The 22,958-nt window shown below is 61.0% G+C and carries 21 protein-coding genes and 1 pseudogene; 14 read left to right on the plus strand and 8 right to left on the minus strand.

What is annotated here, in order from left to right; all coding sequences use genetic code 11:
• Nucleotides 1-106: 106 nt before the first annotated feature.
• Nucleotides 107-1,111: an MBL fold metallo-hydrolase gene (locus ACOYR4_RS22585; RefSeq protein ID WP_422848134.1), complete on the plus strand. Its 1,005-nt coding sequence runs from the start codon at nt 107-109 to the stop codon at nt 1,109-1,111.
• 31 nt (nt 1,112-1,142) lie between these two features.
• Here ACOYR4_RS22585 and ACOYR4_RS22590 read toward each other — a convergent pair whose 3' ends face one another.
• From ACOYR4_RS22590 to ACOYR4_RS22605, 4 genes are read right to left on the minus strand one after another with little or no spacing between them, the layout of a single operon-like run.
• Complete coding sequence (locus tag ACOYR4_RS22590; RefSeq protein WP_422848135.1) at nt 1,143-1,886, minus strand: DUF6882 domain-containing protein; 744 nt, start codon at nt 1,884-1,886, stop codon at nt 1,143-1,145.
• An 11-nt stretch (nt 1,887-1,897) separates the two neighbouring features.
• Complete coding sequence (locus ACOYR4_RS22595) at nt 1,898-2,635, minus strand: SPOR domain-containing protein (RefSeq protein ID WP_422848136.1); 738 nt, start codon at nt 2,633-2,635, stop codon at nt 1,898-1,900.
• 46 nt (nt 2,636-2,681) lie between these two features.
• Nucleotides 2,682-3,542 carry a biotin--[acetyl-CoA-carboxylase] ligase gene (locus ACOYR4_RS22600; RefSeq protein ID WP_422848137.1) on the minus strand — a complete coding sequence of 287 codons (861 nt, stop codon included), beginning with the start codon at nt 3,540-3,542 and terminating at the stop codon, nt 2,682-2,684.
• Nucleotides 3,539-4,111 carry an SET domain-containing protein gene (locus ACOYR4_RS22605; RefSeq protein ID WP_422848138.1) on the minus strand — a complete coding sequence of 191 codons (573 nt, stop codon included), beginning with the start codon at nt 4,109-4,111 and terminating at the stop codon, nt 3,539-3,541. The genes ACOYR4_RS22600 and ACOYR4_RS22605 overlap by 4 nt, the downstream gene beginning before the upstream one ends.
• A gap of 119 nt (nt 4,112-4,230) precedes the next feature.
• Between ACOYR4_RS22605 and ACOYR4_RS22610 the strand changes: the two genes are divergently transcribed.
• The 9 genes from ACOYR4_RS22610 (at nt 4,231) to ACOYR4_RS22650 (ending at nt 12,283) form a co-directional block, all read left to right on the plus strand.
• Nucleotides 4,231-7,140, plus strand: a complete 2,910-nt coding sequence (locus tag ACOYR4_RS22610; protein ID WP_422848139.1) for a DNA topoisomerase III — start codon at nt 4,231-4,233, stop codon at nt 7,138-7,140.
• Nucleotides 7,137-7,358, plus strand: coding sequence for a hypothetical protein (locus tag ACOYR4_RS22615; protein ID WP_422848140.1), 222 nt, complete (start codon nt 7,137-7,139; stop codon nt 7,356-7,358). The genes ACOYR4_RS22610 and ACOYR4_RS22615 overlap by 4 nt, the downstream gene beginning before the upstream one ends.
• Nucleotides 7,359-7,390: 32 nt before the next feature.
• Complete coding sequence (locus tag ACOYR4_RS22620; protein ID WP_422848141.1) at nt 7,391-7,729, plus strand: DUF4124 domain-containing protein; 339 nt, start codon at nt 7,391-7,393, stop codon at nt 7,727-7,729.
• 201 nt (nt 7,730-7,930) lie between these two features.
• Nucleotides 7,931-8,914: a glycerophosphodiester phosphodiesterase family protein gene (locus ACOYR4_RS22625; protein ID WP_422848142.1), complete on the plus strand. Its 984-nt coding sequence runs from the start codon at nt 7,931-7,933 to the stop codon at nt 8,912-8,914.
• A gap of 131 nt (nt 8,915-9,045) precedes the next feature.
• Nucleotides 9,046-9,798 carry a tyrosine-protein phosphatase gene (locus tag ACOYR4_RS22630; RefSeq protein ID WP_422848143.1) on the plus strand — a complete coding sequence of 251 codons (753 nt, stop codon included), beginning with the start codon at nt 9,046-9,048 and terminating at the stop codon, nt 9,796-9,798.
• Between the two features lie 160 nt (nt 9,799-9,958).
• On the plus strand, nt 9,959-10,339 hold the full coding sequence (locus ACOYR4_RS22635) for a BPSL0067 family protein (RefSeq protein ID WP_295936634.1): 381 nt from the start codon (nt 9,959-9,961) through the stop codon (nt 10,337-10,339).
• A 5-nt stretch (nt 10,340-10,344) separates the two neighbouring features.
• Nucleotides 10,345-10,797 (plus strand): STY0301 family protein, encoded by a 453-nt coding sequence (locus ACOYR4_RS22640; protein ID WP_422848144.1) that lies wholly within the window; start codon nt 10,345-10,347, stop codon nt 10,795-10,797.
• A gap of 228 nt (nt 10,798-11,025) precedes the next feature.
• Nucleotides 11,026-11,976, plus strand: a complete 951-nt coding sequence (locus ACOYR4_RS22645) for a peptidoglycan recognition protein family protein (protein ID WP_422848145.1) — start codon at nt 11,026-11,028, stop codon at nt 11,974-11,976.
• A gap of 1 nt (nt 11,977) precedes the next feature.
• Nucleotides 11,978-12,283: a hypothetical protein gene (locus ACOYR4_RS22650; RefSeq protein ID WP_422848146.1), complete on the plus strand. Its 306-nt coding sequence runs from the start codon at nt 11,978-11,980 to the stop codon at nt 12,281-12,283.
• A 399-nt stretch (nt 12,284-12,682) separates the two neighbouring features.
• On the opposite strand, the gene ACOYR4_RS22655 is transcribed toward ACOYR4_RS22650, so the two are convergent.
• The gene (locus ACOYR4_RS22655; protein ID WP_422848147.1) at nt 12,683-13,996 is read right to left on the minus strand and encodes an MFS transporter; all 1,314 of its coding nucleotides are present in this window, start codon (nt 13,994-13,996) and stop codon (nt 12,683-12,685) included.
• Nucleotides 13,997-14,344: 348 nt separating this feature from the next.
• Between ACOYR4_RS22655 and ACOYR4_RS22660 the strand changes: the two genes are divergently transcribed.
• The 4 genes and pseudogenes from ACOYR4_RS22660 (at nt 14,345) to ACOYR4_RS22675 (ending at nt 17,845) form a co-directional block, all read left to right on the plus strand.
• Nucleotides 14,345-16,150, plus strand: a complete 1,806-nt coding sequence (locus ACOYR4_RS22660; RefSeq protein WP_422848148.1) for a 3'-5' exonuclease — start codon at nt 14,345-14,347, stop codon at nt 16,148-16,150.
• A 21-nt stretch (nt 16,151-16,171) separates the two neighbouring features.
• A complete protein-coding gene (locus tag ACOYR4_RS22665) occupies nt 16,172-16,972 on the plus strand; it encodes a cold-shock protein (protein WP_422848149.1) in 801 nt (266 codons plus the stop codon).
• 154 nt (nt 16,973-17,126) lie between these two features.
• Nucleotides 17,127-17,456 (plus strand): annotated as a pseudogene (locus ACOYR4_RS22670) (DUF1016 N-terminal domain-containing protein).
• A 77-nt stretch (nt 17,457-17,533) separates the two neighbouring features.
• Nucleotides 17,534-17,845, plus strand: a complete 312-nt coding sequence (locus tag ACOYR4_RS22675) for a 3'-5' exonuclease (RefSeq protein WP_422848150.1) — start codon at nt 17,534-17,536, stop codon at nt 17,843-17,845.
• Here the strand turns inward: ACOYR4_RS22675 and ACOYR4_RS22680 are convergent.
• Genes ACOYR4_RS22680 through ACOYR4_RS22690 form a run of 3 tightly spaced genes read right to left on the minus strand, consistent with a single transcriptional unit; the run spans nt 17,820 to nt 22,958 of the window.
• Nucleotides 17,820-20,867: a type I restriction endonuclease subunit R gene (locus ACOYR4_RS22680; RefSeq protein ID WP_422848151.1), complete on the minus strand. Its 3,048-nt coding sequence runs from the start codon at nt 20,865-20,867 to the stop codon at nt 17,820-17,822. The genes ACOYR4_RS22675 and ACOYR4_RS22680 overlap by 26 nt on opposite strands.
• The gene (locus ACOYR4_RS22685) at nt 20,867-21,586 is read right to left on the minus strand and encodes a hypothetical protein (RefSeq protein WP_422848152.1); all 720 of its coding nucleotides are present in this window, start codon (nt 21,584-21,586) and stop codon (nt 20,867-20,869) included. Before ACOYR4_RS22685 ends, ACOYR4_RS22680 begins: the two co-directional genes overlap by 1 nt.
• Nucleotides 21,570-22,958, minus strand: coding sequence for an AAA family ATPase (locus ACOYR4_RS22690; RefSeq protein ID WP_422848153.1), 1,389 nt, complete (start codon nt 22,956-22,958; stop codon nt 21,570-21,572). The genes ACOYR4_RS22685 and ACOYR4_RS22690 overlap by 17 nt, the downstream gene beginning before the upstream one ends.

A 22,958-nucleotide genomic window follows, 5' to 3' on the forward strand; every position in this document is an offset into this window, starting at 1 on the left:
GGCACGCCGCAGGGTTGATGCGCCGGCAATCCGCCGCCGCACCGGGCATCCGGCATCATGCGGCCTCGTCGCTTGGCCCGATCTTTTTTGCACGGACGCAGCCCCCATGACCTCACCGCCCCGCCGCTTTGCCAACACGCACCCTGACGTGGTGATCGGCAACTTCCCCTGGTACGAAATGGTCTGGCGCTCTCTGCGCGGCGACTTCAAGCCGCGCAGCGAACCGGCGGGTGGCTACGAGGCTTTTGCCCGTCAGTGGACGCAGCCCGTGGACCCAGCCCGCCTGGCGCAGCGCCAGCAGGCACCCGTGATCACCTGGCTGGGCCATGTCTCCATGCTGCTGCAGGTGGCGGGCCTCAACGTGCTGATCGACCCCACGCTGTGCAATTTTGCGGGCCCCCTGGGCCGCTTCGGCGCCCCGCGCCGGGTGCCCGCGCCCCTGGCACCCGAGGACCTGCCGCCCATCGATGTGGTGCTGATCTCGCACAACCACTACGACCACCTGTGCTACGGCACCTTGCGCCGCCTGCGCAACGCGGGTCAGTCGCCCCGCTTTGTGGTGCCGTTGGGGCTGGCCGACTGGTTCACCCAGCGGGGCATGGGCCCCGTCACCGCGCTGAACTGGTGGGAGCACGCCGACATCGCCCCCGGCGTGCGCGTGGTGTTCACGCCGTCGCAGCACTGGAGCCGCCGCACCCCGTGGGACACCAATGCCTCGCTGTGGGGCGGGTACCTGCTGGAATGGGCGCGCCCGCAGGCGGCTGCGCCCTGGCGCTTTCTGTTCCCGGGCGACACGGGCTACAGCGAAGACTTCAAGGCCATCCGCCAGCGCCTGGGGCCGGTGGATTTTCTGGCCCTGCCCATCGGCGCCTACCTGCCCCGCGACTTCATGAAACCCATGCATGTGAACCCGGAAGACGCCGTGCAGCTGATGCTGGATGTGGAGGCCAGGCAGGCCATGGGCGTGCACTGGGGCACGTTCATGCTGACGCAGGAAGCCTTCGACCACCCGCCGCGCGACTTGGCCGCCGCACTGGCACAGCGGGGCCTGCCGCTGGACCGCGTCTGGCTCCTGCGGCAGGGCGAGACGCGCGCCATACCGTTGTCATAGCGCTGCACCCGGGTGGGCACAGCAACCGTGCTCACGCCACGCGCTGCACCGACATCAGGGCCATGTACAAAAAGCCCCGCTCCATCGGCACGCGGTACACCCCCTGGGCGCCCAGCACCTGCGCGGCCACGCCCGACAGCTCCCAGCCATCGATGGCATCGCCCTTCCACAGCGGCACTGTGAGGTGCAGAAAGCCCTGGGCTTCGCCCCACTCCCGCACGGCCGCGATGCGCGACACCACCGGGGCTTCGTTGTGGAAATTGGCCCAGGCCCACAGCCAGGTGCCGCTGGCTTCCGACACCGATCCGATGAACTCGATGTCGGCCACCACCCGGGGCACCCCACCGGCCGAAAAGGTCAAAGTGCCGGCGGACTGGTCGTAATCCCAGCGCTCAAAGCTGGCGATGCCGTAGTCCTGCTCCAGCGCACGCTGCTTGTCCCGCAGCGCATGGTGCCCCTGTGTCACCGCATCGATCCAGGCGGCTTCGGCATCACCGTCCAGGGCCTCCACGCTGCGTGCCATGGCGTCCTGGTAGCAGTGGTGGCACAGGATCTGAAGGTCCAGGCATTGCGTGTTGTGCTCGGTCCACTCGCCCCCCTGCCGCATCAGCTCGGCGTTGCAGCTGGCGCACCATGCGTCCGGGTAGGGGGTGTCTGGCGAGGGTGCATCGCAAAACCAGCGCTGCACCGGGTGGCGGCACAGGTGGCCGCACACGTAGGTGGGTGCGGCCTCTCCGTGCTCGCCGCACTGGATGGATGTCGGCTCTTCGTTCATGATGAAGGTGCTCAGCCGCAGGTGCGCAGCGTCTTGCCCGCCATGGCCGTGCGCAGCACATCCAGCTGTGCCCGCAGCGCGTCGTTCACGGCGGACAGGCGCAGCGTGAAGCCGGGGGATTCGGCGCGCTCCTGGATCACGCGCGCCGTGCGCACGCCTTTGTTGCCCAGGTTGGTCAGCTCGCGCTCGGCCGCCTCCTTGGAGGCAAAGCGGCCCAGCGACAGGCCCAGTTCGAGCGTGCCCCCGGCGCGGTCATGGTCCACCTTGCGGGCGCGCAGCTCGGCGCGTTTGCGGTCCAGGGTTTCGATGTCGTCAAACCGCCCCATGTAGACCATCCAGCGGCCTGGGATGGGCGTGGGCTCCAGCGTCCAGCTGCCGGCGGGCAACCCGGCAGCCGCTGTGCGCAGCGCCTCGGCCTGGCGGTCGTCAAACACGCCGGCCTGCAGGCACTCCGCAGAGTCTGCGGGGGCCGAGGCGGCCGGTGTGGTGGGGGGGGCGGGGGAGTCGTTGGCGGCGGTAGCCTGGGAGGGGGAGGTGGGGGTGGACGTGGTGCCGGGAGGCGCAGCGGAGGAGGTCTTGCTGGGGTTGACCTTTAGGATCTGCAGCGTCTCGGGCCGGATCTGCTGGTTCATGCGCTGGGGTTCCGACTGCTCCTGCGGCGCGTAGCCCAACGGGCGCAGCAGGCCCTGTGACCACGCGTAATAGCCCGCGTTGGCCAGGAGCAGCACGATCACGGCAAGACGGAGCATGGGGCGCGGCCTTTCAAGAACACTCGCATCGGAAGGAAAAGCGGGCTCACACCGGTGGCACCGCTGTCGGTCGCACGCTGATTTCGGAACTGGTGATGGCCTGCATGCCACCCGCCGTGTGCACCAGCAGCGCCCCGTCATCACCCACGCCATGCGCGGTGCCCGTGTGGCCGTCGCTCAGCGTCACGGCGCGGCCCTGCAGCACATCGCGCGCCGCAAAGCGGGGCTGCATGGGCGCAAAGCCATAGCCCGCAAACGACTGCAGCATGGCCACCAGCGGCGGCACGATGCGTTGCAGCGCGGTGGGCGCGTCCAGGCCCGGCTCCACCTCCTGCAGGCTACCGGGGGGCATGCTCATGCCCTCGGGGCTGCGGGGCAGCACGTTGATGCCGATGCCCACCACCACATAGCGCGCGGTGCTGGTGTTCGTCTGCGGGGCAACGGCCTGGGGCGCCACAAAACTCGCGGTCTCCACCAGAATGCCGCCCAGCTTGCGGTCGCCCGCCGCACCGCCCAGCCAGAGGTCGTTGGGCCACTTGAGTCCCACGCGGGCCGGCTGGTTCGCGCCCAGCGGCGGCAGCACGGGCTGCAGGCTCTCGGCCACGCTCACCCCCACGGCGAGCGACAGGCCGGACCAATCCTGGGGCGCCAGCGGCAAGCCCAAGGACATCATCAGCGAAGCCCCCACATCGCTTTGCCATACCCGCCCAAGCCGCCCACGCCCGGCGGTCTGCTGCTCGGCCACCAGCAGGGTGGGCTCGCACTGGCCGTTGCGCGCACGGCGCATCAGCTCGGTGTTGGTGGAGTCGATGGTGGGCAGCACCTCCACAGTAAAGCCCGGTAACAGCGGTGACACCGCCTCCCAGATGGCCTCGGCAGGCCAGCGGATCGAGGGCGTGGCGCTCACTGGCTGCGGCCCCGCGGCTGGGCCTTCTGGGGGGCCTTGGCAGAAGACGGCTTGGACGGTGGCAGCGGCACCGGCGGTGCCCAGCCGCGCTTGGGCGCGAGCAGCGTGCCCCGGCAGTTGGGGCTACCGCACCAGCAGGGGTACTCGGCCTTGAGCTTGGGGGTGTAGCGCTCTTCGATGATCAGGCCGTAGTCGTAGTTCAGCTCTTCGCCCGCCTTGATGTTGCGCAGCGCGGTGATGAAAATGCGGCCGTCCCGCTCGTCGGCGTAGCAGTTGGGGTTGCAGCTGTGGTTGATCCAGCGCGACGAATTACCGCCGAACTTTGCATCGATCACATGGTCTTCATCCACATGGAAGTAGAACGTGTGGTTGGGCTGCAAGGGGTCGTGCGGGTGCCGGTCCTGTGCTTCCTGCCAGCCGATCACTTCACCCGTGTATTCGACAAGGACTTCGCCCTCTGCAATATCCTGCACGGCAAAAACGCCCTTGCCGTGCACGCCCGAACGCCGGGTCTGGATGCGACGCCCCTGCGCAGGGGTCGGGGTTGCAGGCGGTGCGGTGCGGGGCATGGCAAAAACTCTGTTAACTTGAATATGCACACATGCGCGTGCGCGTGTACGCGTGAGGCAACGGATTGTAGAAGCGACCGGCCGGATGCCGGACAGCCAGACTGGCGAGAAACCAAAAAATGACCAAGACCCTGGTAATTGCAGAAAAACCCTCGGTGGCGCAAGACATCGTGCGCGCACTGACCCCCGTGGCGGGCAAGTTCGACAAGCACGAAGACCACTTCGAGAACGACCGCTATGTCGTCACCAGCGCCGTGGGCCACCTGGTGGAGATCCAGGCCCCCGAGCAATTCGATGTGAAACGCGGCAAGTGGAGCTTTGCGCACCTGCCCGTGATCCCGCCGTACTTTGACCTGAAGCCCGTGGACAAGACCAAGAGCCGCCTGAACGCGGTGGTCAAGCAGGCCAAGCGCAAGGACGTGACCGAACTCATCAACGCCTGTGACGCGGGCCGCGAGGGTGAACTGATCTTCCGCCTGATCGAGCAATACGCTGGCGGCGCCAAGCCCCTGGGCAAACCGGTCAAGCGCCTGTGGCTGCAGTCCATGACGCCCCAGGCCATCCGCGACGGCTTTGATGCGCTGCGCTCTGAGCAGCAGATGGCGGGCCTCGCCAGTGCGGCCCGCAGCCGTTCTGAAGCCGACTGGCTGGTGGGCATCAACGGCACGCGCGCCATGACGGCGTTCAACTCTCGCGATGGTGGCTTCTTCTTGACCACCGTGGGCCGGGTGCAGACGCCCACGCTGTCGCTGGTGGTGGAGCGCGAGGAAAAGATCCGCAAGTTCATCAGCCGCGACTACTGGGAAATCCACGCCACCTTCGGCGCCCAGGCGGGCGAGTACCCCGCCAAGTGGTTCGATCCCAAGTGGAAAAAAGGCGAGGACGTGGAAGCCCGCGCCGACCGCGTATGGTCCGCCGCTGAAGCGCAAGCCATTGCCAACGCCGTGCGCGGCAAGCAGGCCACCGTCACCGAAGAGAGCAAGCCCACCACCCAGGCATCGCCCCTGCTGTTCGACCTGACCAGCCTGCAGCGCGAGGCCAACGGCAAGTTCGGCTTCAGTGCCAAGACCACGCTGGCCCTGGCGCAAAGCCTGTACGAACGCCACAAAGCCCTGACCTACCCCCGTACCGACTCGCGCGCGCTGCCCGAAGACTATTTGCCCGTGGCCAAGCAAACGTTTGAGATGCTGGCCGACAGCGGCATGCGCCACCTGGCACCTCACGCGCTCACTGCGCTGAACAACAACTACATCCGCCCGTCCAAGCGCATCTTTGACAACAGCAAGGTGAGTGACCACTTTGCGATCATCCCCACCACGCAAGCGCCCTCGGGCCTGAGCGAGGCCGAGCAAAAGCTGTACGACCTGGTCGTGCGCCGCTTCATGGCCGTGTTCTTCCCGAGTGCCGAATACACGGTGACCACCCGCATCAGCACCGTGGCGCCCCACAGCTTCAAGACCGAAGGCAAGGTGCTGGTCAAGCCCGGCTGGCTGGCCATCTACGGCAAGGAAGCGGCCGACGAAGTGGAAGGCGGCAAGGAAGGCGACAAGGGCCAGAACCTGGTGCCAGTGAAGCCCGGCGAAAGCGTCAACACCCTGGCGGTGGACCCCAAGGGCCTCAAGACCAAGCCGCCCGCCCGCTACTCTGAAGCCACGCTGCTCGGCGCCATGGAGAGCGCCGGCAAGCAGATCGACGACGACGAGCTGCGCGAAGCCATGCAGGAAAAGGGCCTGGGCACGCCTGCCACGCGCGCCGCCATCATCGAAGGCCTGCTGACTGAAAAGTACATGCTGCGCGAAGGCCGCGAGATCATCCCCACGGCCAAGGCCTTCCAGCTCATGACGCTGCTGCGCGGGCTGGAGGTGGAAGAACTCTGCCGTGCCGAACTCACGGGCGAGTGGGAGTACAAGCTCTCGCAGATGGAAAAGGGCCAGCTCAGCCGCGAAGCCTTTATGCAAGAGATTGCCGCCATGACCGAGCGCATGGTGAAGAAGGCCAAGGAATACGACCGCGACACCATTCCCGGCGACTACGCCACACTCGAATCCCCTTGCCCCAACTGCGGTGGCGTGGTGAAGGAAAACTACCGCAGGTATGCCTGCGTGGGCAAGCCGGGCGCCGAGGGCTGCGGCTTCAGCTTTGGCAAGTCGCCCGCTGGCCGCACGTTTGAAACGGCCGAGGCCGAGCAGCTGCTACGCGACAAAAAGATCGGCCCACTGGAGGGCTTCCGCTCCAAGGCGGGGTGGCCGTTCACCTCTGAGATCGTCATCAAGTACGACGACGAGGCGCACAACTACAAGCTCGAATTCGACTTTGGCGACGACAAGAACGCCGAGGAATCGGGCGAGCTGGTGGAGTTTGAAGACGCATCGCTGGGTGCCTGCCCCATCTGCGGATCGGAAGTGCACGAGCACGGCAGCAACTACGTGTGCAGCAAGGCCGTGCCCACGGCCGCACAGCCCACGCCCAGCTGCACCTTCAAGAGCGGCAAGATCATCCTGCAGCAGCCCGTGGAGCGCGAGCAGATGCACAAACTGCTGGAGACCGGCAAGACCGACCTGCTCGACAAGTTCGTGAGCATGCGCACGCGCCGCAACTTCAAGGCCCACCTGGCGTGGGACAAGGAGGCGGGCAAGGTCAACTTTGAATTTGCGCCCAGCAAGTTCCCACCCCGCCCAGGAGCCGCTGCAAAAACAATAGCAGCCAAGGCAAAATCCACTAGCGCTACCGCCAAAAAAGCCCCTGCAAAGAAGGCCGCAACCAAAACCGCTGCCGCCAAAGCGCCGCGCAAGGCCGCAGCAGGCAAGGCTCCCAGCGCCGCCCTGGCCGCCGTGATTGGCAACGAGCCCGTGGCCCGCCCCGAGGCCGTCAAGAAGATGTGGGAATACATCAAGGCCCACAACCTGCAAGACCCCAAGGACAAGCGCACCATCGTGGCCGATGACAAGCTGCGCGCCGTGTTCGGCAAGGACAGCGCGGGCATGTTTGAGCTGGCGGGCATTCTGGGCAACCACCTGGGCGGCGAATGATGAAGCCGCTGAACATGGTGCCTATCGCGTCGATGGCGGGCAGCGTCTGCCGCACCGCGCTGATGGCCCTCGCGGTTGCCGCTGTGCTGGGTGGGTGCACCACCACGGGCTCTGCGCGCTCCAGCGACCCGGCCAGCCAGCAGCAGCCCCAAGGCGCGAGCGGCGTGACCGTGTTTGGCGACATCGACGTGAACGTGACACGCGAGCGCACGCGCTGACGGACCTTAGCAGGCACTCTCACCGCATCAGCATGCGTAGCCGCACGGAACGCACCGTCCTCACCGCCATTGCGATCGTGGTGGTGGCTGCCGCCGCCGCTGCGTGGTGGACGCGCGATGCCTGGCTGCCGCAGGCAGGGCCGTGGTCCGCACAGATGTGGAAAAAGATCACCCGCCCGGGCCCCGACACCCTGCCGCCTGACAAGCGGCCCGCCCAGGCGCAGCCCGCGCGCAACGGAGCCTCAACCCCCGCTGCGCCGCAACCGCGCAAGTGTGTGAAAGACGGCCGCACGACCTACACCGACCAGCCCTGTCCCAAGGGCACGCAAGAGCTGCCGGTGGATGGCGCGGTGACCTCGCTCCCGCCCTGACGGTTCGCAGCCCATCGGACAAAGGCGTCACCAGGCACCTGAACCCGCACTTGCATGCGGCATGGGTTCTTGTATCGCAGGGTTCACTGTCGCCCCGGTGTCTCCTGCGTTTCTGTCCTGCGCATATCCGCGCCACCATGTCACGCCGCTGCAATGGCGCCGCCCTAGAGTCGGCCTCTTTTCAGAAACGGAACCGTTGCCATGAAAGTCTTGTCCTCCTTCGCCGCCGTCTGCCTGTCTGCCCTGGTGCTTGCCGGGTGTGGCGGTAGTGACGATGCGCCTGCACAACCCCAGGTCATCGCGCACCGTGGCGCCAGCGGTTATCTGCCCGAGCACACGCTGGGCGGCTACGAGCTGGCCATCCGCATGGGGGCGGACTTCATCGAGCCCGATCTGCAGATCACCAAGGACGGCGCGCTGGTCGCCATCCACGACGACACCCTGAACCGCACCACCAACGTGGCCACACTGTTCGCGCAGCGCAACGGCGGCTACAAGGTGTCGGACTTCACTCTCGCCGAAATCAAGACACTGACCGTGGTGGCCACCGGCACGGGCAAGGCAAGCTACCCAGGCTTCACGCCCAGCTCGGCCAACGCGTTCGCCGTGCCCACCTTCCAGGAAGTGGTGGACCTGGCCAAAAAACAAAGCAGCACCGCAGGCCGCGAAGTAGGCATCTACCCCGAGGCCAAGCAGGCCGACCCCGCCATGGAAGATGGCATCTTGAAGACCTTGACCGCCAACGGCTACAACGCCAACAGCAAGGTCTTCATCCAGTCGTTCAGCGATGCCACGCTGCGCAGCCTGCGCACCAAGCAAGTCGCGCAGAACAACAAGATGCCTCAGATCCTGCTGGGGGTGGCCACCACTGCGGCGGACGGCACCGCGCGCATGGGGGTCACGAGCGCCACCGGCGTGCAGGCGCTCACGCTGAAAGATGTGGCTGCCTTCACCGAGGGGGTGGGCGTGCTCATCAACAACACCACCTACCCCGTCACGAAGTCCTTCATCGACCAGGCCCATGCCGCAGGCCTGAAGGTGCACGGCTGGACCTTTGCGCAAGCCGATGCCGCTCCTGCCGCCGCAGAGTTCCGCAAGTACCTGGACATGGGCATGGACGGCATGTTTGCCAACTACCCCGACCTGGCGGTGACCGCCCGCAACGCCTACGTGCAGGGCAAGTAACCCCGCCGCAGCGAAGGGGGGGCGATCCCCGCACACGGCATGCCGGTGCGGTGGATAGCCCCCATGCGACAACCGGGCAGGCGCATCTGGGCTAGTCTTGCGGCAACGCCCTGTGCTTGAGCCTTTCGACCATGTCCTCTTCTGCCCCCACCCGATCCCTGCCCATGCGGGGCGCCACCAACTTCCGCGACCTCGGCGGCTACACCGGCCACGGCGGCCGCCCCGTGAAGTGGCGCCGCATCTTCCGCTCCGACCACCTGGCGGGCCTGACGCCCGAAGACCAGGCCCTGCTGGCCGACCTGGGAGTGGCCCGCGCGGTGGACTTTCGGGGCCAGGCCGAAAGCGCTGCGTATGCCTACGAACTGCCCGGCGTGGCCTACCACCCGCTGCACATCGAACCCACGGTGGTACAGCGCGCGCTGGAACTGCAGCGCACCGGCCGCCAGCTCACCGCCCAAGACGCAGTGGGCCTGATGCAGGACACCTACCGGGGCTTTGTGCACGATAACGCTCCGCGTTTTGCCGAGCTGTTCCGCCTGCTGCTGGCCAGCGATGCGCCCATGGTGTTTCACTGCACCGCAGGCAAAGACCGCACCGGCTTTGCCGCCGCCCTCATCCTGCTGACGCTGGGCGTGCCGCGCGATGTGGTGATGCACGACTACCTGCTCACCAACGCGCTGTACCAGCGCCCAGCCGGCATGGGCAGCCACGCGCCAGAGGAAGTGCTGCGCGTGCTGTGGCGTGTGCAAGAGGAGTTTCTGGATGCCGCCCTGCACATGGTGGACAACGACTTTGGCGGGCTGCAGGCGTATCTGGTGGACGTGCTGGGCGTGGACGCTGCCGCGCAGAAGGAACTAGCGGGGCGGTATCTGCAGGGTGAGTAGCGCTCGGGCAGGTCGCAGACATGCAAGGGACGCCAATGTCTGCACACAAGCGGTTTCCAATGTCACGTTTTGCGGCTGTGCGGCACTCCTAGAATTCGGCCGCCCCAAGCGCCTGAACGAGCCCCGACAGGCGTGTTTGTGCGGCTTTGCCAGCAAACGAATGTCATACATCTACGACAACCCAGAGTCCTTGGCCAAGCAGCCGCTCGTGGGCACGCACCACTGCGTTGCACTTGTTAAGCACTACGCCAACGCGCCAGCCTCATCGCTCTGGAGAGAAGGGGCCTCTGTGAAAGGCAATATGCTGCTCAAAAAGGGCACTGCCATCGCAACCTTCGTCAACGGAAAGTACCCAAACCAAGGTACTGGCAACCATGCGGCGTTGTATGTGTCCCAGGATGCATCGGGAATCACGGTCGTCGATCAATGGTCCGGCAGCGGCACGATCCGCTTGCGTCGGTTGATGTTTCTCGGAAAAGACAAGACCGGGAAGTATGTTGACCCCAGCAACAATGGCGACGCCTTTTCGGTGGTGGAGTAATCGGTATGACGACTAAATTTGGCCTAAGTCTTGTACTGATTGTTTTGGGCGCTAGCGGGCCCGCCATCGCGCAAGAGGCCCCAGGCAACGCAGCGTCCCCCGAGGCAATCGCTTGCCCACCATCGATTCAGGTCCAACAAACGCCCTCGCCCGCTCTTGCTTCAGATTGGCAAACCCGCAGCAGCAACGACACGCATCCTCTTGCCAATATTTCCTTCTACGCGGGGCCACCGGAGGAGATGGCCCAACTAGCGCCCAGCAGCGCGCAGCGCAAAGGCAAGACGCTCACCTCGCGGTGGCTGTTCGCTCCGACCGACCGCGTTTACTGGGTAGCTTGTGAATACGCCGGGACATCGGCCACCGCTACCAAGCCGCTCGACAAAAACATTGCGTCTTGCGTTGCCGAGCACGACATGAACAGCTCGCCACCGGTGCTCAAACGATGGAGCTGTCGCTGAGGGCCCGCGGGCTAGCAGACTGCTCAAATGCCTCCTGGCAACACCGAGAGCGACGTTCCCAATGGTCACTTGCGCCCTTGGGGTCTCAGAAAATCCCCGACAGGCCGTTTGATGGAGTCGTGCTTTTGTGATTGGAAAATGCTAATCAGTATTTCAGCCGTTTGGTAGGGATGAGTGCTCCGTACCAAGACTCTCTGAGAAAGAGCACCATTCAATAAAATATTAATAATGGCCGAAATTAAAATCACTTCGCCAATTGGGAAAACTGTCGGAAATAATCCTCATGAGGTACAAGCGGTTCAGCGAGCTCTCAACCGCCATATGAATTGCAAGATCGGCTATCAACCTATCAAAGAAGATGGCAGAATTTCTCCCGAAACACTCCAAGCCATCCATGTATTTCAAAAAATGATTGGCGTTACACCCGCAGACTCCATCATTCTCCCCCATGGCTCGACTCACAGAGCCCTGAATCAAGATATCATAAGAATTCTCAATCCCACCGCAGCATGCCTAGTTGCCGATCAAGAAAAAATCCGGCAAGTAATCATTGACCGGGTGAATATTGTTGAACGAAAAACGTGGCAGGCTTTGAACCCTGCCAAGATTCCCCAGAATGACTGGAGCTACCAGTCCATCGCCATTCATCATGCGGGCAATTCGTTTTCATGTGCGGCGAGCGGTGTTGATGCCCTAAAGAACGCCGAGAAAATCGATATGAATAGCTTCGGACAAATTAGCTATCACTATGCTATCGATTGTCGAGGGGTGGTTTATGAAACGCTTGATATTCGCCATAAGGGAGCTCACATTGAAAAAGGGAACACTGGCGTCATCGGAGTGGTTTTCCTGGCTGACTTGAGTGTTCGAGGTGAGGCATCGCGTTACGGTCCGGGCGTCGCAAACGTTACGCGCAGCAGGGGAGTGCGAGCCGGGGTTTCTGAGTTCTTGGGCGTGCAAAAGGATCAACTTGCAGTTAATCACGATGAGCCATCCGAGCTGCAAATGTCAAAAGCGGAAAAATTAGTCCAAACTTTGATCGAATTTTTTCCTATCAAACGGCTTGGAGGGCATCGGGAATTTGCACAAGCTGCGGGCAGTAGCAGGGCATGCCCAGGAATTTACGGAATGATCATTGCGGAGCAATTGCGTAAAAAATTTGATCTTTCAAAACCTTGATATGACAAAAAAAATCGCTTTTTTTGTCGGCATACTTTTTTTGTTTCTGACTGCGTGGCTTTTTGTTGGGTTTGATCGATACGTTGGAGACCATGAAGTGGGGAGTGCATGGAATCCCTTTATAAAGACAGCCCCAACGTTTCAAGTTCTTTTCAGGAACCCGGCGCAATATACACTCGACCGCGATCTATTTGATTCACTTGACAGCACCCGAAAAAATCAATTTTTGGAATATTGCGCTATTCGATATGGGATTCACGATCCTCACCGCTGCGAAGAATATATTGAACAAACGCGGGTCAAGTAATAACTAGACGAGCGCCCTTCAAATAGACATACGGTATTCAGTGCGTACGACTGGAACACCGTTGATCAGGAACTCGAGTGGCCCCTACGGCCGCGCTGAATAACGAGGTGCGGATCTGCCAGCTTAAGGCCGGAGCCCATAACGACACGGATATACAGCTCACCCGTTTGTCGCAAGAAGGCTGCTTCATCGGTGCCTACACGCTACCCGCGCCGCCGCTTGGGCCACATTGCGCTGGCATGTGGCTACCACAGCGGAAACGGCTCACTGTGTTCCAGCGTCTGGCCCACACATTGAACTACCGGCCCGCGCGTTGGCGAGTGCTAAGGCCGTTAGCCATCTCACCCATGATTTTTTAGTACTGGCGAGCGCTGCGGGCAGACGTGCCGCACGCCGTACTCACCTTGCAGTGGGTTGCACTCGCCCCACCACAGACTGGCGCCGCACGCGCCAAAACAGCCAACCCACGATCGACAGGTTCAGCAGATTCCACGCCATGCCGTTCAAAAACGCCGCGCGGTAGCTGCCCGTCAGGTCGAAGATCCAGCCCGACATCCAGCCCCCCAGCGCCATGCCGATCAACGTGGCCATGATTACGGCGCCTACCCGGGCCCCAGCCTCCTGGGGCGCGAAATACTCGCGGATGATGATGGCGTAGGCGGGCACGATGCCGCCTTGAAACAGCCCGAACATCGCTGAGATCACATACAGCGGCACCAGCCCGTCAAACGGCAGAAACAGCGCCAGCCCCACGCCCTGCAATGCCGAGCCCAGCAGCAGCGTGCGCACGCCGCCAATGCGGTCGCAGATCACGCCCGACACCAAGCGGCTGACGATGCCGCACGCCAGCATCAGCGACAGCATCTCGGCCCCGCGCGCCGCGCCAAAACCCAGGTCGGTGCAATAGGCCACGATGTGCACCTGTGGCATCGCCATGGCCACGCAGCAGGCCACACCCGCCACACACAGCAGCAGCTGCGCATGCAACGGGCGCAGGCCAAACGGGCGGCTGCGGTCGAGCAGTAGCGCAGTGGGCACCACACCGGCTGCCGCACCTTGCGCCGCTGCGGCCGGTGCAGGGGCTGCATCCATCTGCACCATGGGCGCGCGCTGGCGCATGCGCAGTGCCAGCAGCAGCATGCCCACGCCGCACACGAGGCCCAGCAGCACATAGGTGTGGCGCCAGCCGATCAGCTCGATGCCGTGCTGAACGATGGGCGGCCACAACGCGCCCGCAATGTAGTTGCCGCTGGCACAGATCGCCACCGCAATGCCGCGCCGCTTGTTCCACCACAGCGCGGTGTCAGCCATCAGCGGCGCAAACGTGGCCGAGCTGCCAATCAGCCCCATCAGTCCGTGCGCCAGCCCAAACCCCCAGATGCTGCCCGACAGCCCCGCCCACACAAACCCGCCACACACGGCCACCGCGCCCACGCACAGCACCGGCATCAGCCCATGCCGGTCGGCCATGCGCCCGGTCCAGATGCCGCCCAGCCCCAGGCACACCATCATCAGCGTGTAGGGCAGCGACGCATCCGCACGGCCCACGCCAAACTCGGCCTGTACGGCGGGCAGCACCACCGACACCACATACATGCTGCTGTTGCCCAGCACCACCAAACCCAGCGTGGTCAGCAGGCGCCAAGCGGCCTGGCGGGAGTCGATGAGGGAGGCCGGGGCGGCGGCTGAGGGGGGTGAAGAAGTGTTCGGCATGCGGGGCAATTTACCTGACGACACTGCAGGGACTTGCAAGGCGGCGCCAGTGCACGCCCTGTGCCGGAGGGGCGTTAGTTGATTGATATGAAATTGATAGCTGCCAGCGCTTATTGGATAAGCGCTACAGGCCAGTATGGTTTGAATGGTCTTGGCCGCGCAAGTCCTTCTGCAGCGGCCACTCAACCAGCGCCCGCCAACACACTTGGCATCCAAAAGTTGCGCCCCACTGCCACACCACCTAAAGTGCCTTAACAACTGCATACAAAGATATGCAGTGCACAACATAGGGGGGCAACTGGCGGCATGGCGACATTGATACCGGCACTGGGTGCGTGCTTGCGGCGCATGACCCTTGGAGAAAAGCGCTTGGCCGAGAGGCTGGAAGACAAACTCGACGACGACTACCTGCTCTGGTACGACGTACCCGTCGGCCCCCAGCAACTGCACCCTGATTTCATCGTGCTGCACCCCAGCCGGGGCTTGCTGATTCTGGAAGTCAAAGACTTTCGCCTGGGCACCATCGTGCAGGCCGACAAGGAAGACTGGACGATTCTGGACGCCGCCAGCGGCGAGCCCAAAGCCATCAAATCCCCCTTCGCCCAGGCTCGCCACTACGCCCATGCCGTGCTGGATGCACTGCGCGCCGACAAGCGCCTTGTGCACCCCGAAGGCCGCCGCCAGGGCGAAGTAGTGTTTGCGTGGAGCTACGGCGTGGTGCTGCCCAACATCACGCGCAAGCAGTTCATCGAAGCGCAGCTGGGCCAGGCCATTGCGCCCCACCGCGTCATCTGCAGCGACGAGATGACCGACAGCGTGGAGCCCGAGAGCTTTCAGAGCCGCCTGTGGGAGATGTTTCCCTACGAGCGCTACCACACGCTCACCCTGCCGCAGATCGACCGCGTGCGCTGGATCCTCTTTCCGCAGGTGCGCATCCCCGAACAAGCCAGCCTGTTCGACGAGGCCGACATGCAGGCCGAAGTGCCCGACATGCTGCGCGTGATGGACCTGCAGCAAGAGCAACTGGCCCGCAGCCTGGGCGACGGCCACCGCGTCATCCACGGCGTGGCGGGCTCCGGCAAAACCATGGTGCTGGGCTACCGCGCCGAGTACCTGGCCCGTGCCCACGCCGCAGGCAAGCCCGTGCTGGTGCTTTGCTACAACGAGCCGCTGGCCGTCAAGCTCGCCGCCACCATGGCCGCCAAGGGGCTGAGCGAGCGCGTGCACTGCGTCCACTTCCACAAATGGGCACGCGCCCAACTGGTGGCCTATGGGCAAGCCTTGCCCGCAGACAACCAGAGCGTGGACGCCAAGATGGCCGACATGGTCCAGCGCGTCATCATCGGCGTGGACCGGGGCCACATCCCAACCGGCCAATACCTGGCCGTGCTCATCGACGAAGGCCACGACTTTGCGCCCGAATGGCTCAAGCTCGTCACCCAAATGGTGGACCCCACCACCAACAGCCTGCTGGTGCTGTACGACGACGCGCAAAGCATTTACGAGCGCGGCCGCAAAAAGAACTTCAGCTTCAAAAGCGTGGGTATCCAGGCACAGGGCCGCACCACCATCCTCAAGATCAACTACCGCAACACGCGGCAGATTTTGCAAACCGCCAACGCCATCGCGGGCGACCTGCTCACCGCCGAAGACCGCGACGACGACGGCATCCCCCTCGTCAAACCCGTGAGCTGCGGCCGCGACGGCCCCGAGCCCATCGTCATCAATTTGCCCACCCTGCCCGAACAGGCCGCCAAGATTGCCGAGCTGCTGCAAGGCGCGCATGCCGATGGTTTTGCCTGGGGCGACATGGCCGTGCTGTGCCGCGACAAAGACACTCGTGACCTGTGCGCGCGCACGTTGGCCAAGCGTGGCATTCCTGTGCAAAACCGCCTGGGGCCGGGCGACTATGACCCGCTGGCCAACAGCGTGAAGGTGATGACAATGAAGGTCAGCAAGGGGCTGGAATTTCCGGTGGTGGCGATACCGGGGGTGGAGCGGCTGGAGCGAATGCGGGCCGAGGCCACCGATCCGGGAGAGGGTGTGCAGGCGCTGTTAGAGGCCGAGGTGCTGGCCCGTAGGGAGGCGGCGCGGGTGTTGTATGTGGCGGCGACCAGGGCTACGCAGAGGTTGGTGCTGGCTGGGGGCGTTTGATAAGTTGCAGTGAATTAATTTATGTTTACATCAGGTTTTGTAAAAAGCTTTCTACCTAGCAAGGGATATGGTTTTATCTCAGGGGAAGATGGAAGAAATTATTTCTTTCATGGCAGGGATGTTGCTGGTGGGGCTGATAGTGCCCGTATTTCTGATGGAATGCCGGTTAATTTTGAGGCAGGCGTTACGCCCAAGGGCTACCGAGCATATAAAGTGCAATTCAGCTCTGTTGCCGAAGGTAATCTATATGAAGTTCCTCGCGAGTTCTTGGTTAGTAAGTCTTCTGAAATAAAGGGGTGGGAGATCCTGCAGGTATGTGATTGGGTTGTCACGGCTAGCGATCGAGGGGATCCTGCTGAAGTTAGGCAGCGAGCCAACAGATTGGCCAGCCAAATTGGTGCAAATGGTGCAATTTACTCAACTTACAGACGGGATAAAGGGTATGAGGGAAATTATGAGTTCACTGTTCATGTCATCACCATAAGGCCAGTTGTATTTGCAAGAAGAAGTAATCTTGGCAAAAAATCTGCTAAAGATTTTCCGGACATCAATCAAACATGCGGGGTATATAAGGAGCAGTGTTTGGTTGATTATAACAATAGGCTTATTTTGCTTAATAAATATTGGGAAAAATCAAAAAAAAGATCTATTTTTATTATTTTAATTTCTATGTTGTTTTGGTTGTTTGGTATTAATTTTGGTTTGTTTGCTTCGATGGCTGCTGTCATTACTTCCCTTGTCATTTTGGTAAATGCTTGGCCATCAACGCTTCAAATCCAAGGGGAGTGGCTCTGGAAGGCTTCCGATCTCAATCAGGCCTGATGAGAACTGGAAGTCTCGAATCACTCAGGACGTGATGTACCGAAAAATCCATCCCCGCTCTAAGCCACCTCGCCTGCGATGTAGACCGCTTTGACTGCCACTGCTGCGAAGGTCTGGGCGAAGCCCCCGACATCACGGCTCACGAGCTCCAACCATGAATCCACTGGCTTCTACAGCGGCAGACGGCCTGCCCACGTCCCTGCACGCAGAACTGCGCACCCTCATCGCCAACAGCCGCCATCGCCTGGCCGATGCAGTGAATGCCGAACTCACCCGCCTGTACTGGGTGGTGGGCCAGCGCTTGGCCACCGAAGTGTTGGGCGGCAAACGTGCCCAGTGCGACAGCCAAACGCTGGAGCAACTGGGCTAACAGCTCTCGCAAGAGTTTGGCCGGGGTTTTGAAGCGCGCAACCTGCGCCGCATGGTCAAGTTTGCGCAGGCTTTCCCCAGCGCAGAGATTGTGTCAACACTGTCGACAATATGAGCCGGAGCCATCTGTTACGTGACCTTTCTGTGGCGGGCAATACGTACGGCGACATGCTCGTGCTGTGTGCAGACACTATGACCCGCGACCTGAGCACCCGCACCTTGGCGCAACGCAAGCTGCCGGTAAGGAAGCGGCTGGGCCCAGGGGACTTTGACTCCACCAGCAACGAGAACAAGGTGATGACTATGAAGGTCAGCAAAGGCCTGGAATTCCCCGTGGTGGCGCTAACCGGCGTGGGGCACATGCTGGGGGCGGGAGAGGATGAGAAGGAAGCAGCGTGGGTGTTTTATGTGGCGGCGACACGGGCGACGCAGAGCCTGGTGATAGGGGTAGGTGGCAGCGGAGGCTTTGCGCGTCAGTTCAACGCTTCTGCCGTGCGTCTCTAAGCCGTTCGTAAACCTGCCGCGAAATCCATTCAGACACCAGCCCTTGAAAATCTTGCTCGTTCATGAACCGGGCAAAGATATCTTCGTTCTGCTCCATGCGTTCAATGAACAAGGTCTCCAGCAAGCCAGAAAACAGAAGGTCAAACTTACCTTCCGGGTTGACTGCTGCAGCTTCCTGCAATGAGTCATCCGCAATTGCCGCCTCAATGATCTGATCAAAGAACAACTGGTCGGCATCGGTGAAATCCGTGCCAAACCGTTCGTTGACCACATCTATCAATCGCGACAGTGGCACCTCTTCATCGTGGCCCGCGCCAGAGCCCACCTCGCGTGGGCCATCCAATGGGGCAGTCTTGCCCTCGCGCAAGCTGATTGAGCCTTCGCTGATTTTTTGCAGGCGGTAATACTCCAGCCGAATCTCATCGTCAAAGCTGTAGCGCTCCCCTGTGGCTCGCTTGGGTAGCTTGGGGGACAAGAATCGGAGGAAGGTATAGAGCCGCTCCAAGTCAGAGTCCTGGTAAGGAATCACCTGCGACAAGAACGCATAGAGATTGCGGAACGCATTGAGCTTGCCACGCCACAACTCCGCTTCTTCCTCGTTGACCTCCTGCAGCGCTGCGAAGCGATCCACAGCAGGGTCCAGCGTTGCGTTCATGGCTTGGTGGTCTGCTGCGCTCTGACGTTGCTTTGGCTTGAAGTACACCGCGATGAAACGTTCAACCTCTTCGGCCAGATAAATGCAAGAAGCGTCCAGCTCCGCCTTGATCGCATACATGCGATTGGGCTCTGCTTCTTCGCCCATCTCCGCACCTTCGAAATACTGTTTGAAGGCCTCGCGAATGTCTTCTGGCGAATTCACGAAGTCCAGCACAAAGGTGTCTTCCTTGAGCGGGTGCATGCGGTTTAGTCGTGAAAGGGTTTGCACCGCCTGAATGCCCGCCAAGCGCTTGTCCACATACATGGTGTGCAGCAGGGGCTGGTCATAGCCCGTTTGGTACTTTTCCGCCACCAGCAGCACCTGGTATTCCGGCGAATCAAACTTTTCTGGGAGCTCGCTTTCCTTGATGCCGCCGTTCATTCGGACTTCTGTCCAAGTCTGGTCAGGCAGCTCTTCGTCCAGCACCTCGCCCGAGAAAGCCACCAACGTCTTGATCCAGTTGTACCCCTTTTCGCGGATGTAGCTGTCAAACGCCAGCTTGTAGCGCACGGCCTCCAAGCGCGAGCCCGTAACCACCATGGCCTTGGCTTTCTTGCCAATGCGGTGGCTGGTGACGGCGTTGAAGTGCTCCACCATCACCTCGGTCTTTTGCGCAATGTTGTACGGGTGCAGCCGCATGAAGCGCGCCAGCACCTTGGCTGCTTGCTTGCGCTCTACGTTCGGATCGTCTTCGCTGGCTTTGACCAGCTTGTAGTACGTGGCGTAGGTGGTGTAGTTCTTCAGCACATCCATGATGAAGCCCTCTTCAATGGCTTGCCGCATGGTGTAACGGTGAAAAGGCTGCCCCGCTTTGCCCGCATCTTCCCGGCCAAACACGGCCAAGGTCTTGTGCTTAGGCGTGGCGGTGAATGCAAAAAAACTCAGGTTGGCTTGCCGCCCACGCTTGGCCATGCTGCGGTAAAGCTCGTCCAGGTTGTCTATGCCCTCGTCCACCGCATAGCGGGCCGCCGCTTCGCGCAGCACGTTGCCACCCAACACCTCTTTCAAGTCGGTGGCGGTTTCGCCAGACTGAGAACTGTGTGCCTCGTCAATGATCACCGCGCAGCGGCGTGTTGGCAGCACGGCATCGGCAGAGGCATCGCCGCGCTCTTCTGCCATCTTGGCCAGCTGCCGCGCTACAAACGGAAACTTTTGCAGCGTAGAGATGATGATGGGCACGCAGTTAGTTAGCGCCTCGGCCAGTTGGCGCGAATCTTCATCAATCTTCAGCACTACGCCCTGGCGGTGCTCAAACTGGTAAATGGTGTCCTGCAACTGCCTGTCTAGCACCCGGCGGTCGGTGATGACGATGACTGAGTCAAACACCTTTTGGTCCGCATCGTTGTGTAGCGAAGCCAGCCGGTGCGCCAACCAGCCAATGGTGTTGCTCTTGCCGCTGCCGGCAGAGTGCTCCACCAGGTAGTTGTGGCCCGGCCCCTCTTGCCGCGCAGCGGCCTCCAGGTCGCGCACCGCCTGCAACTGGTGGTAGCGCGGGAAGACCATGGTCTCTTTTTTGATGAGGCGGCCATCTTCGGTGCGCTTATCTTCCACCTGCAGATGCATAAAGCGCGCAATGATGTCCAGCAAACTATCGCGCTGCCACACCTCTTGCCACAGATAGGCCGTGCGGTAGGCCTGCCCTGTGGGGTCTGGCGGATTACCCGCGCCTCCATCCAGTCCTTTGTTGAAGGGCAGGAAGTGCGTGGCACTGCCCGCCAGGCGCGTGGTCATAAACACCAGCTCGGTATCCACCGCAAAGTGCACCAGCGCGCGGCGCTTGAACTCAAACAGCGGCTCACGGTGATCGCGGTCTTGTTGGTATTGGGCTATTGCGTCCTGCACGGTTTGCCCCGTCATGGGGTTCTTCAGCTCTGCAGTCACCACCGGAATGCCGTTAATGGAGAGCACCAAATCCAACTCATTGGTGTTCTTGGCGCTGTAGCGCAGCTGCCGGGTCACGCCCACGCGGTTGGCCGCGTACTGCGCAGCCAGCTCCGGGTTCATGCCATGCGCAGGTTTGAAGAATGCCACCCGCAATGTGCGGCCATAGCATTTGAACCCGTTGCGCAGCACAGCCAACGTGCCGTAGGTGTCTAACCAGTGCGTCAGGTCTTTGAGGACGGTGGCTTCGGTGTTAATGCCATGCAAGGCTTCCAGCTTGGCCCACTCTTTGGGCTGGCTGGTGCGAATGAAGGCCAGAGCTATCGAGGTGAAGAATGTGTGGCCGGCGTGATAGGTCGATGGTGCGACGGACTCATAACCGTTGGCCAGTAAGTGGGCTTCGATGACGGATTCGAAGCTGGTTTCGTTATGGCGGGTATTCATTACCGATATCCCTTGGTTCGTAGAAATTGGGCATAGGCTTTTGCAACCTGAACCAACGGAACACAAAATTCCTCGCACTGCAAAGTAGTTTGGTTTTTCTTAGACCATTTCGCGATGAGTTGGTCAACTTTCCTGGGAGACTCAATTGGTCGATCGGAGCGCTTATGTATGCCCGCCTTAAGAAAGGCAGCCTTCCTCAACTCTTCGAGTTTTTCGTTGTCCAATCCAATTCGACTTATGGTTTCCCTTGCTGCAACATCTGTGGCCGTGCTCGGCGCAATTTTTCCATCACTTGAGTAAACAAAACGTTGTTCGCAGCTCGGATCTAAAGGTGACAAAAAATCGGTTGCATGCCACCACTTGTCTTTCTTTGTAGCCCCATATGGGGGCTTGACTTTTATGTTTGGCTCAGGTGCGCAGGCAACCATATTGCTCCAAGCAATATCTTCTCTTTGCACCGGTAAATTTGCCGCAGTTCGGGCTGCATCTTCACTTCTACATCGAGTTTGTGGTTTTAAGTGCTCGACATGCGCAGTTGTGTCGCCGATGCGTAGCAATGTGTACGCGCAAACATAACCCTGCTCAATAAGCAGCCCCTTTAGGACTGCAGCAATTGGAAACCCTGCAGCGCCATACGATAAGTTTTGGGGTAAGGCCGCGTTAACTGCATACCAGTTAGTGAGTGCCGGCGCTTGCGCACCCTTAACTATCTTCTTCATCGTCAGTTGGCTCCCATCGCGCTATTGCGGCTGCTGCTCCGATAAGCTCCTTGTCGTTGCCAAAGCGGCTCCGTAACGAGTGGACTTTTTCTTTTGCAGCATCAAATTCTTCACTATCAATAAGTTGATCGACTTCATCCAGCCCAGCTTGGAGTTCTGCATTCCGTTCCGGTGTATCCATTACATGCCGCAATATCCAACCACTATCGCGGCCCAGTGATTCGTCGAGGTATTCAACTTTTCCGCCTGCATGCAAGAGGATTGCCCTGCCAGGTTCGGTCTCGCCGATAACCTGTGGTGAATGTGTCGTAGCAATGAACTGCAAGCCCGGGAATACTTTGGGCAAATGAATAGCAATATGCCGTTGCCAAGAAGGGTGAAGATGTAAATCGATTTCATCGAGCAAGACAACACCGTTACCTGTCTTGACTGGATTGGCTTCATTAGGATTCAAAACGGCCAAGCGCTGCGCAATATCGGTGGTGATGGCAATCAAACTCTTTTCACCGTCTGAAAGTGAAGATATGGGCAATGTGCGCCGCTCTTCACGAACCTCTGGCTCGCCACTTGCTGCGATACCGCTGACCTCAACGATTTTGTCTACGAGGACTTGCTCGCCCTCAACTCGCCAATCGGCCATGCTTGGCAACATCTCTTTCAAAGCTGCTCTGGCAGCCGCCAATTGCGTCGCAGATTTGGAGCTTGGGTCTTCTGCAGCCAAGGATTCACGGGCCTTCCACCACTGCGCCAAAGTGCGAATTTCAAGCCCTCGCTCAACATTGAACACGGCTTGATATGCAGAACCTTTCTTTGAGCTTGTCGCCCTCTCGCTGGGGATAGATCGACGGACAGAGAGAAACAGTACAAGCGGTTGATTAGCCGCCTTCTTCAATTTGGGGTCCGGGGTAGGCGTTAGCTCTTGCGCCTCGGGATTGATGCTAGTTTGTCCGCGTAACGTTCCCGCGAGTCTTGGATCACCGGGCTCCGGGCGCTCGTGCCGACGCAAAGTGGGTAATTCATCTACGTCTCGAATATCTTTCAGTCCCCGGTCTTGATCAATCGCACTTTGAACGCCGCTGGCTTGCTCGGTCAATGTCAACGCAAAGTCCGTCGCGTGGCAGGTGAACTTTGCAACTATCGCAAGCGCACTTTTGTTGACCGTAATGTCGGCCACCCTCGTTGCTACGCCACTGTGCGCGCCAGATGGCGTCAGCGCGGGCAGTGCACGGGCAAGCACAATGCAAAGGGCATCCAGCACCGATGACTTTCCAGCGCCATTGACGCCAACGATTAAGTTGAACCCAGGCTTGAAATTGATACTTGCATCTTGGATGCCACGAAACTGGCTCAGCGATAGATAGTTGATTTGCAT

Source organism: Acidovorax sp. M14, assembly GCF_049331375.1.
Classification (GTDB): domain Bacteria; phylum Pseudomonadota; class Gammaproteobacteria; order Burkholderiales; family Burkholderiaceae_C; genus Acidovorax.

Bases quoted from the DNA above. Each gene is read 5' to 3' on its own strand.
- ACOYR4_RS22625 (WP_422848142.1), top strand. From the start codon at position 7,931: ATGAAAGTCTTGTCCTCCTTCGCCGCCGTCTGCCTGTCTGCCCTGGTG.
- ACOYR4_RS22640 (WP_422848144.1), top strand. From the start codon at position 10,345: ATGACGACTAAATTTGGCCTAAGTCTTGTACTGATTGTTTTGGGCGCT.
- ACOYR4_RS22615 (WP_422848140.1), top strand. From the start codon at position 7,137: ATGATGAAGCCGCTGAACATGGTGCCTATCGCGTCGATGGCGGGCAGC.
- ACOYR4_RS22595 (WP_422848136.1), bottom strand. From the start codon at position 2,635: ATGCTCCGTCTTGCCGTGATCGTGCTGCTCCTGGCCAACGCGGGCTAT.
- ACOYR4_RS22660 (WP_422848148.1), top strand. From the start codon at position 14,345: ATGACCCTTGGAGAAAAGCGCTTGGCCGAGAGGCTGGAAGACAAACTC.
- ACOYR4_RS22590 (WP_422848135.1), bottom strand. From the start codon at position 1,886: ATGAACGAAGAGCCGACATCCATCCAGTGCGGCGAGCACGGAGAGGCC.
- ACOYR4_RS22585 (WP_422848134.1), top strand. From the start codon at position 107: ATGACCTCACCGCCCCGCCGCTTTGCCAACACGCACCCTGACGTGGTG.
- ACOYR4_RS22685 (WP_422848152.1), bottom strand. From the start codon at position 21,586: ATGAAGAAGATAGTTAAGGGTGCGCAAGCGCCGGCACTCACTAACTGG.
- ACOYR4_RS22690 (WP_422848153.1), bottom strand. From the start codon at position 22,958: ATGCAAATCAACTATCTATCGCTGAGCCAGTTTCGTGGCATCCAAGAT.
- ACOYR4_RS22630 (WP_422848143.1), top strand. From the start codon at position 9,046: ATGTCCTCTTCTGCCCCCACCCGATCCCTGCCCATGCGGGGCGCCACC.
- ACOYR4_RS22650 (WP_422848146.1), top strand. From the start codon at position 11,978: ATGACAAAAAAAATCGCTTTTTTTGTCGGCATACTTTTTTTGTTTCTG.
- ACOYR4_RS22680 (WP_422848151.1), bottom strand. From the start codon at position 20,867: ATGAATACCCGCCATAACGAAACCAGCTTCGAATCCGTCATCGAAGCC.
- ACOYR4_RS22610 (WP_422848139.1), top strand. From the start codon at position 4,231: ATGACCAAGACCCTGGTAATTGCAGAAAAACCCTCGGTGGCGCAAGAC.
- ACOYR4_RS22620 (WP_422848141.1), top strand. From the start codon at position 7,391: ATGCGTAGCCGCACGGAACGCACCGTCCTCACCGCCATTGCGATCGTG.
- ACOYR4_RS22665 (WP_422848149.1), top strand. From the start codon at position 16,172: ATGTTTACATCAGGTTTTGTAAAAAGCTTTCTACCTAGCAAGGGATAT.
- ACOYR4_RS22655 (WP_422848147.1), bottom strand. From the start codon at position 13,996: ATGCCGAACACTTCTTCACCCCCCTCAGCCGCCGCCCCGGCCTCCCTC.
- ACOYR4_RS22675 (WP_422848150.1), top strand. From the start codon at position 17,534: ATGACCCGCGACCTGAGCACCCGCACCTTGGCGCAACGCAAGCTGCCG.
- ACOYR4_RS22645 (WP_422848145.1), top strand. From the start codon at position 11,026: ATGGCCGAAATTAAAATCACTTCGCCAATTGGGAAAACTGTCGGAAAT.
- ACOYR4_RS22635 (WP_295936634.1), top strand. From the start codon at position 9,959: ATGTCATACATCTACGACAACCCAGAGTCCTTGGCCAAGCAGCCGCTC.
- ACOYR4_RS22605 (WP_422848138.1), bottom strand. From the start codon at position 4,111: ATGCCCCGCACCGCACCGCCTGCAACCCCGACCCCTGCGCAGGGGCGT.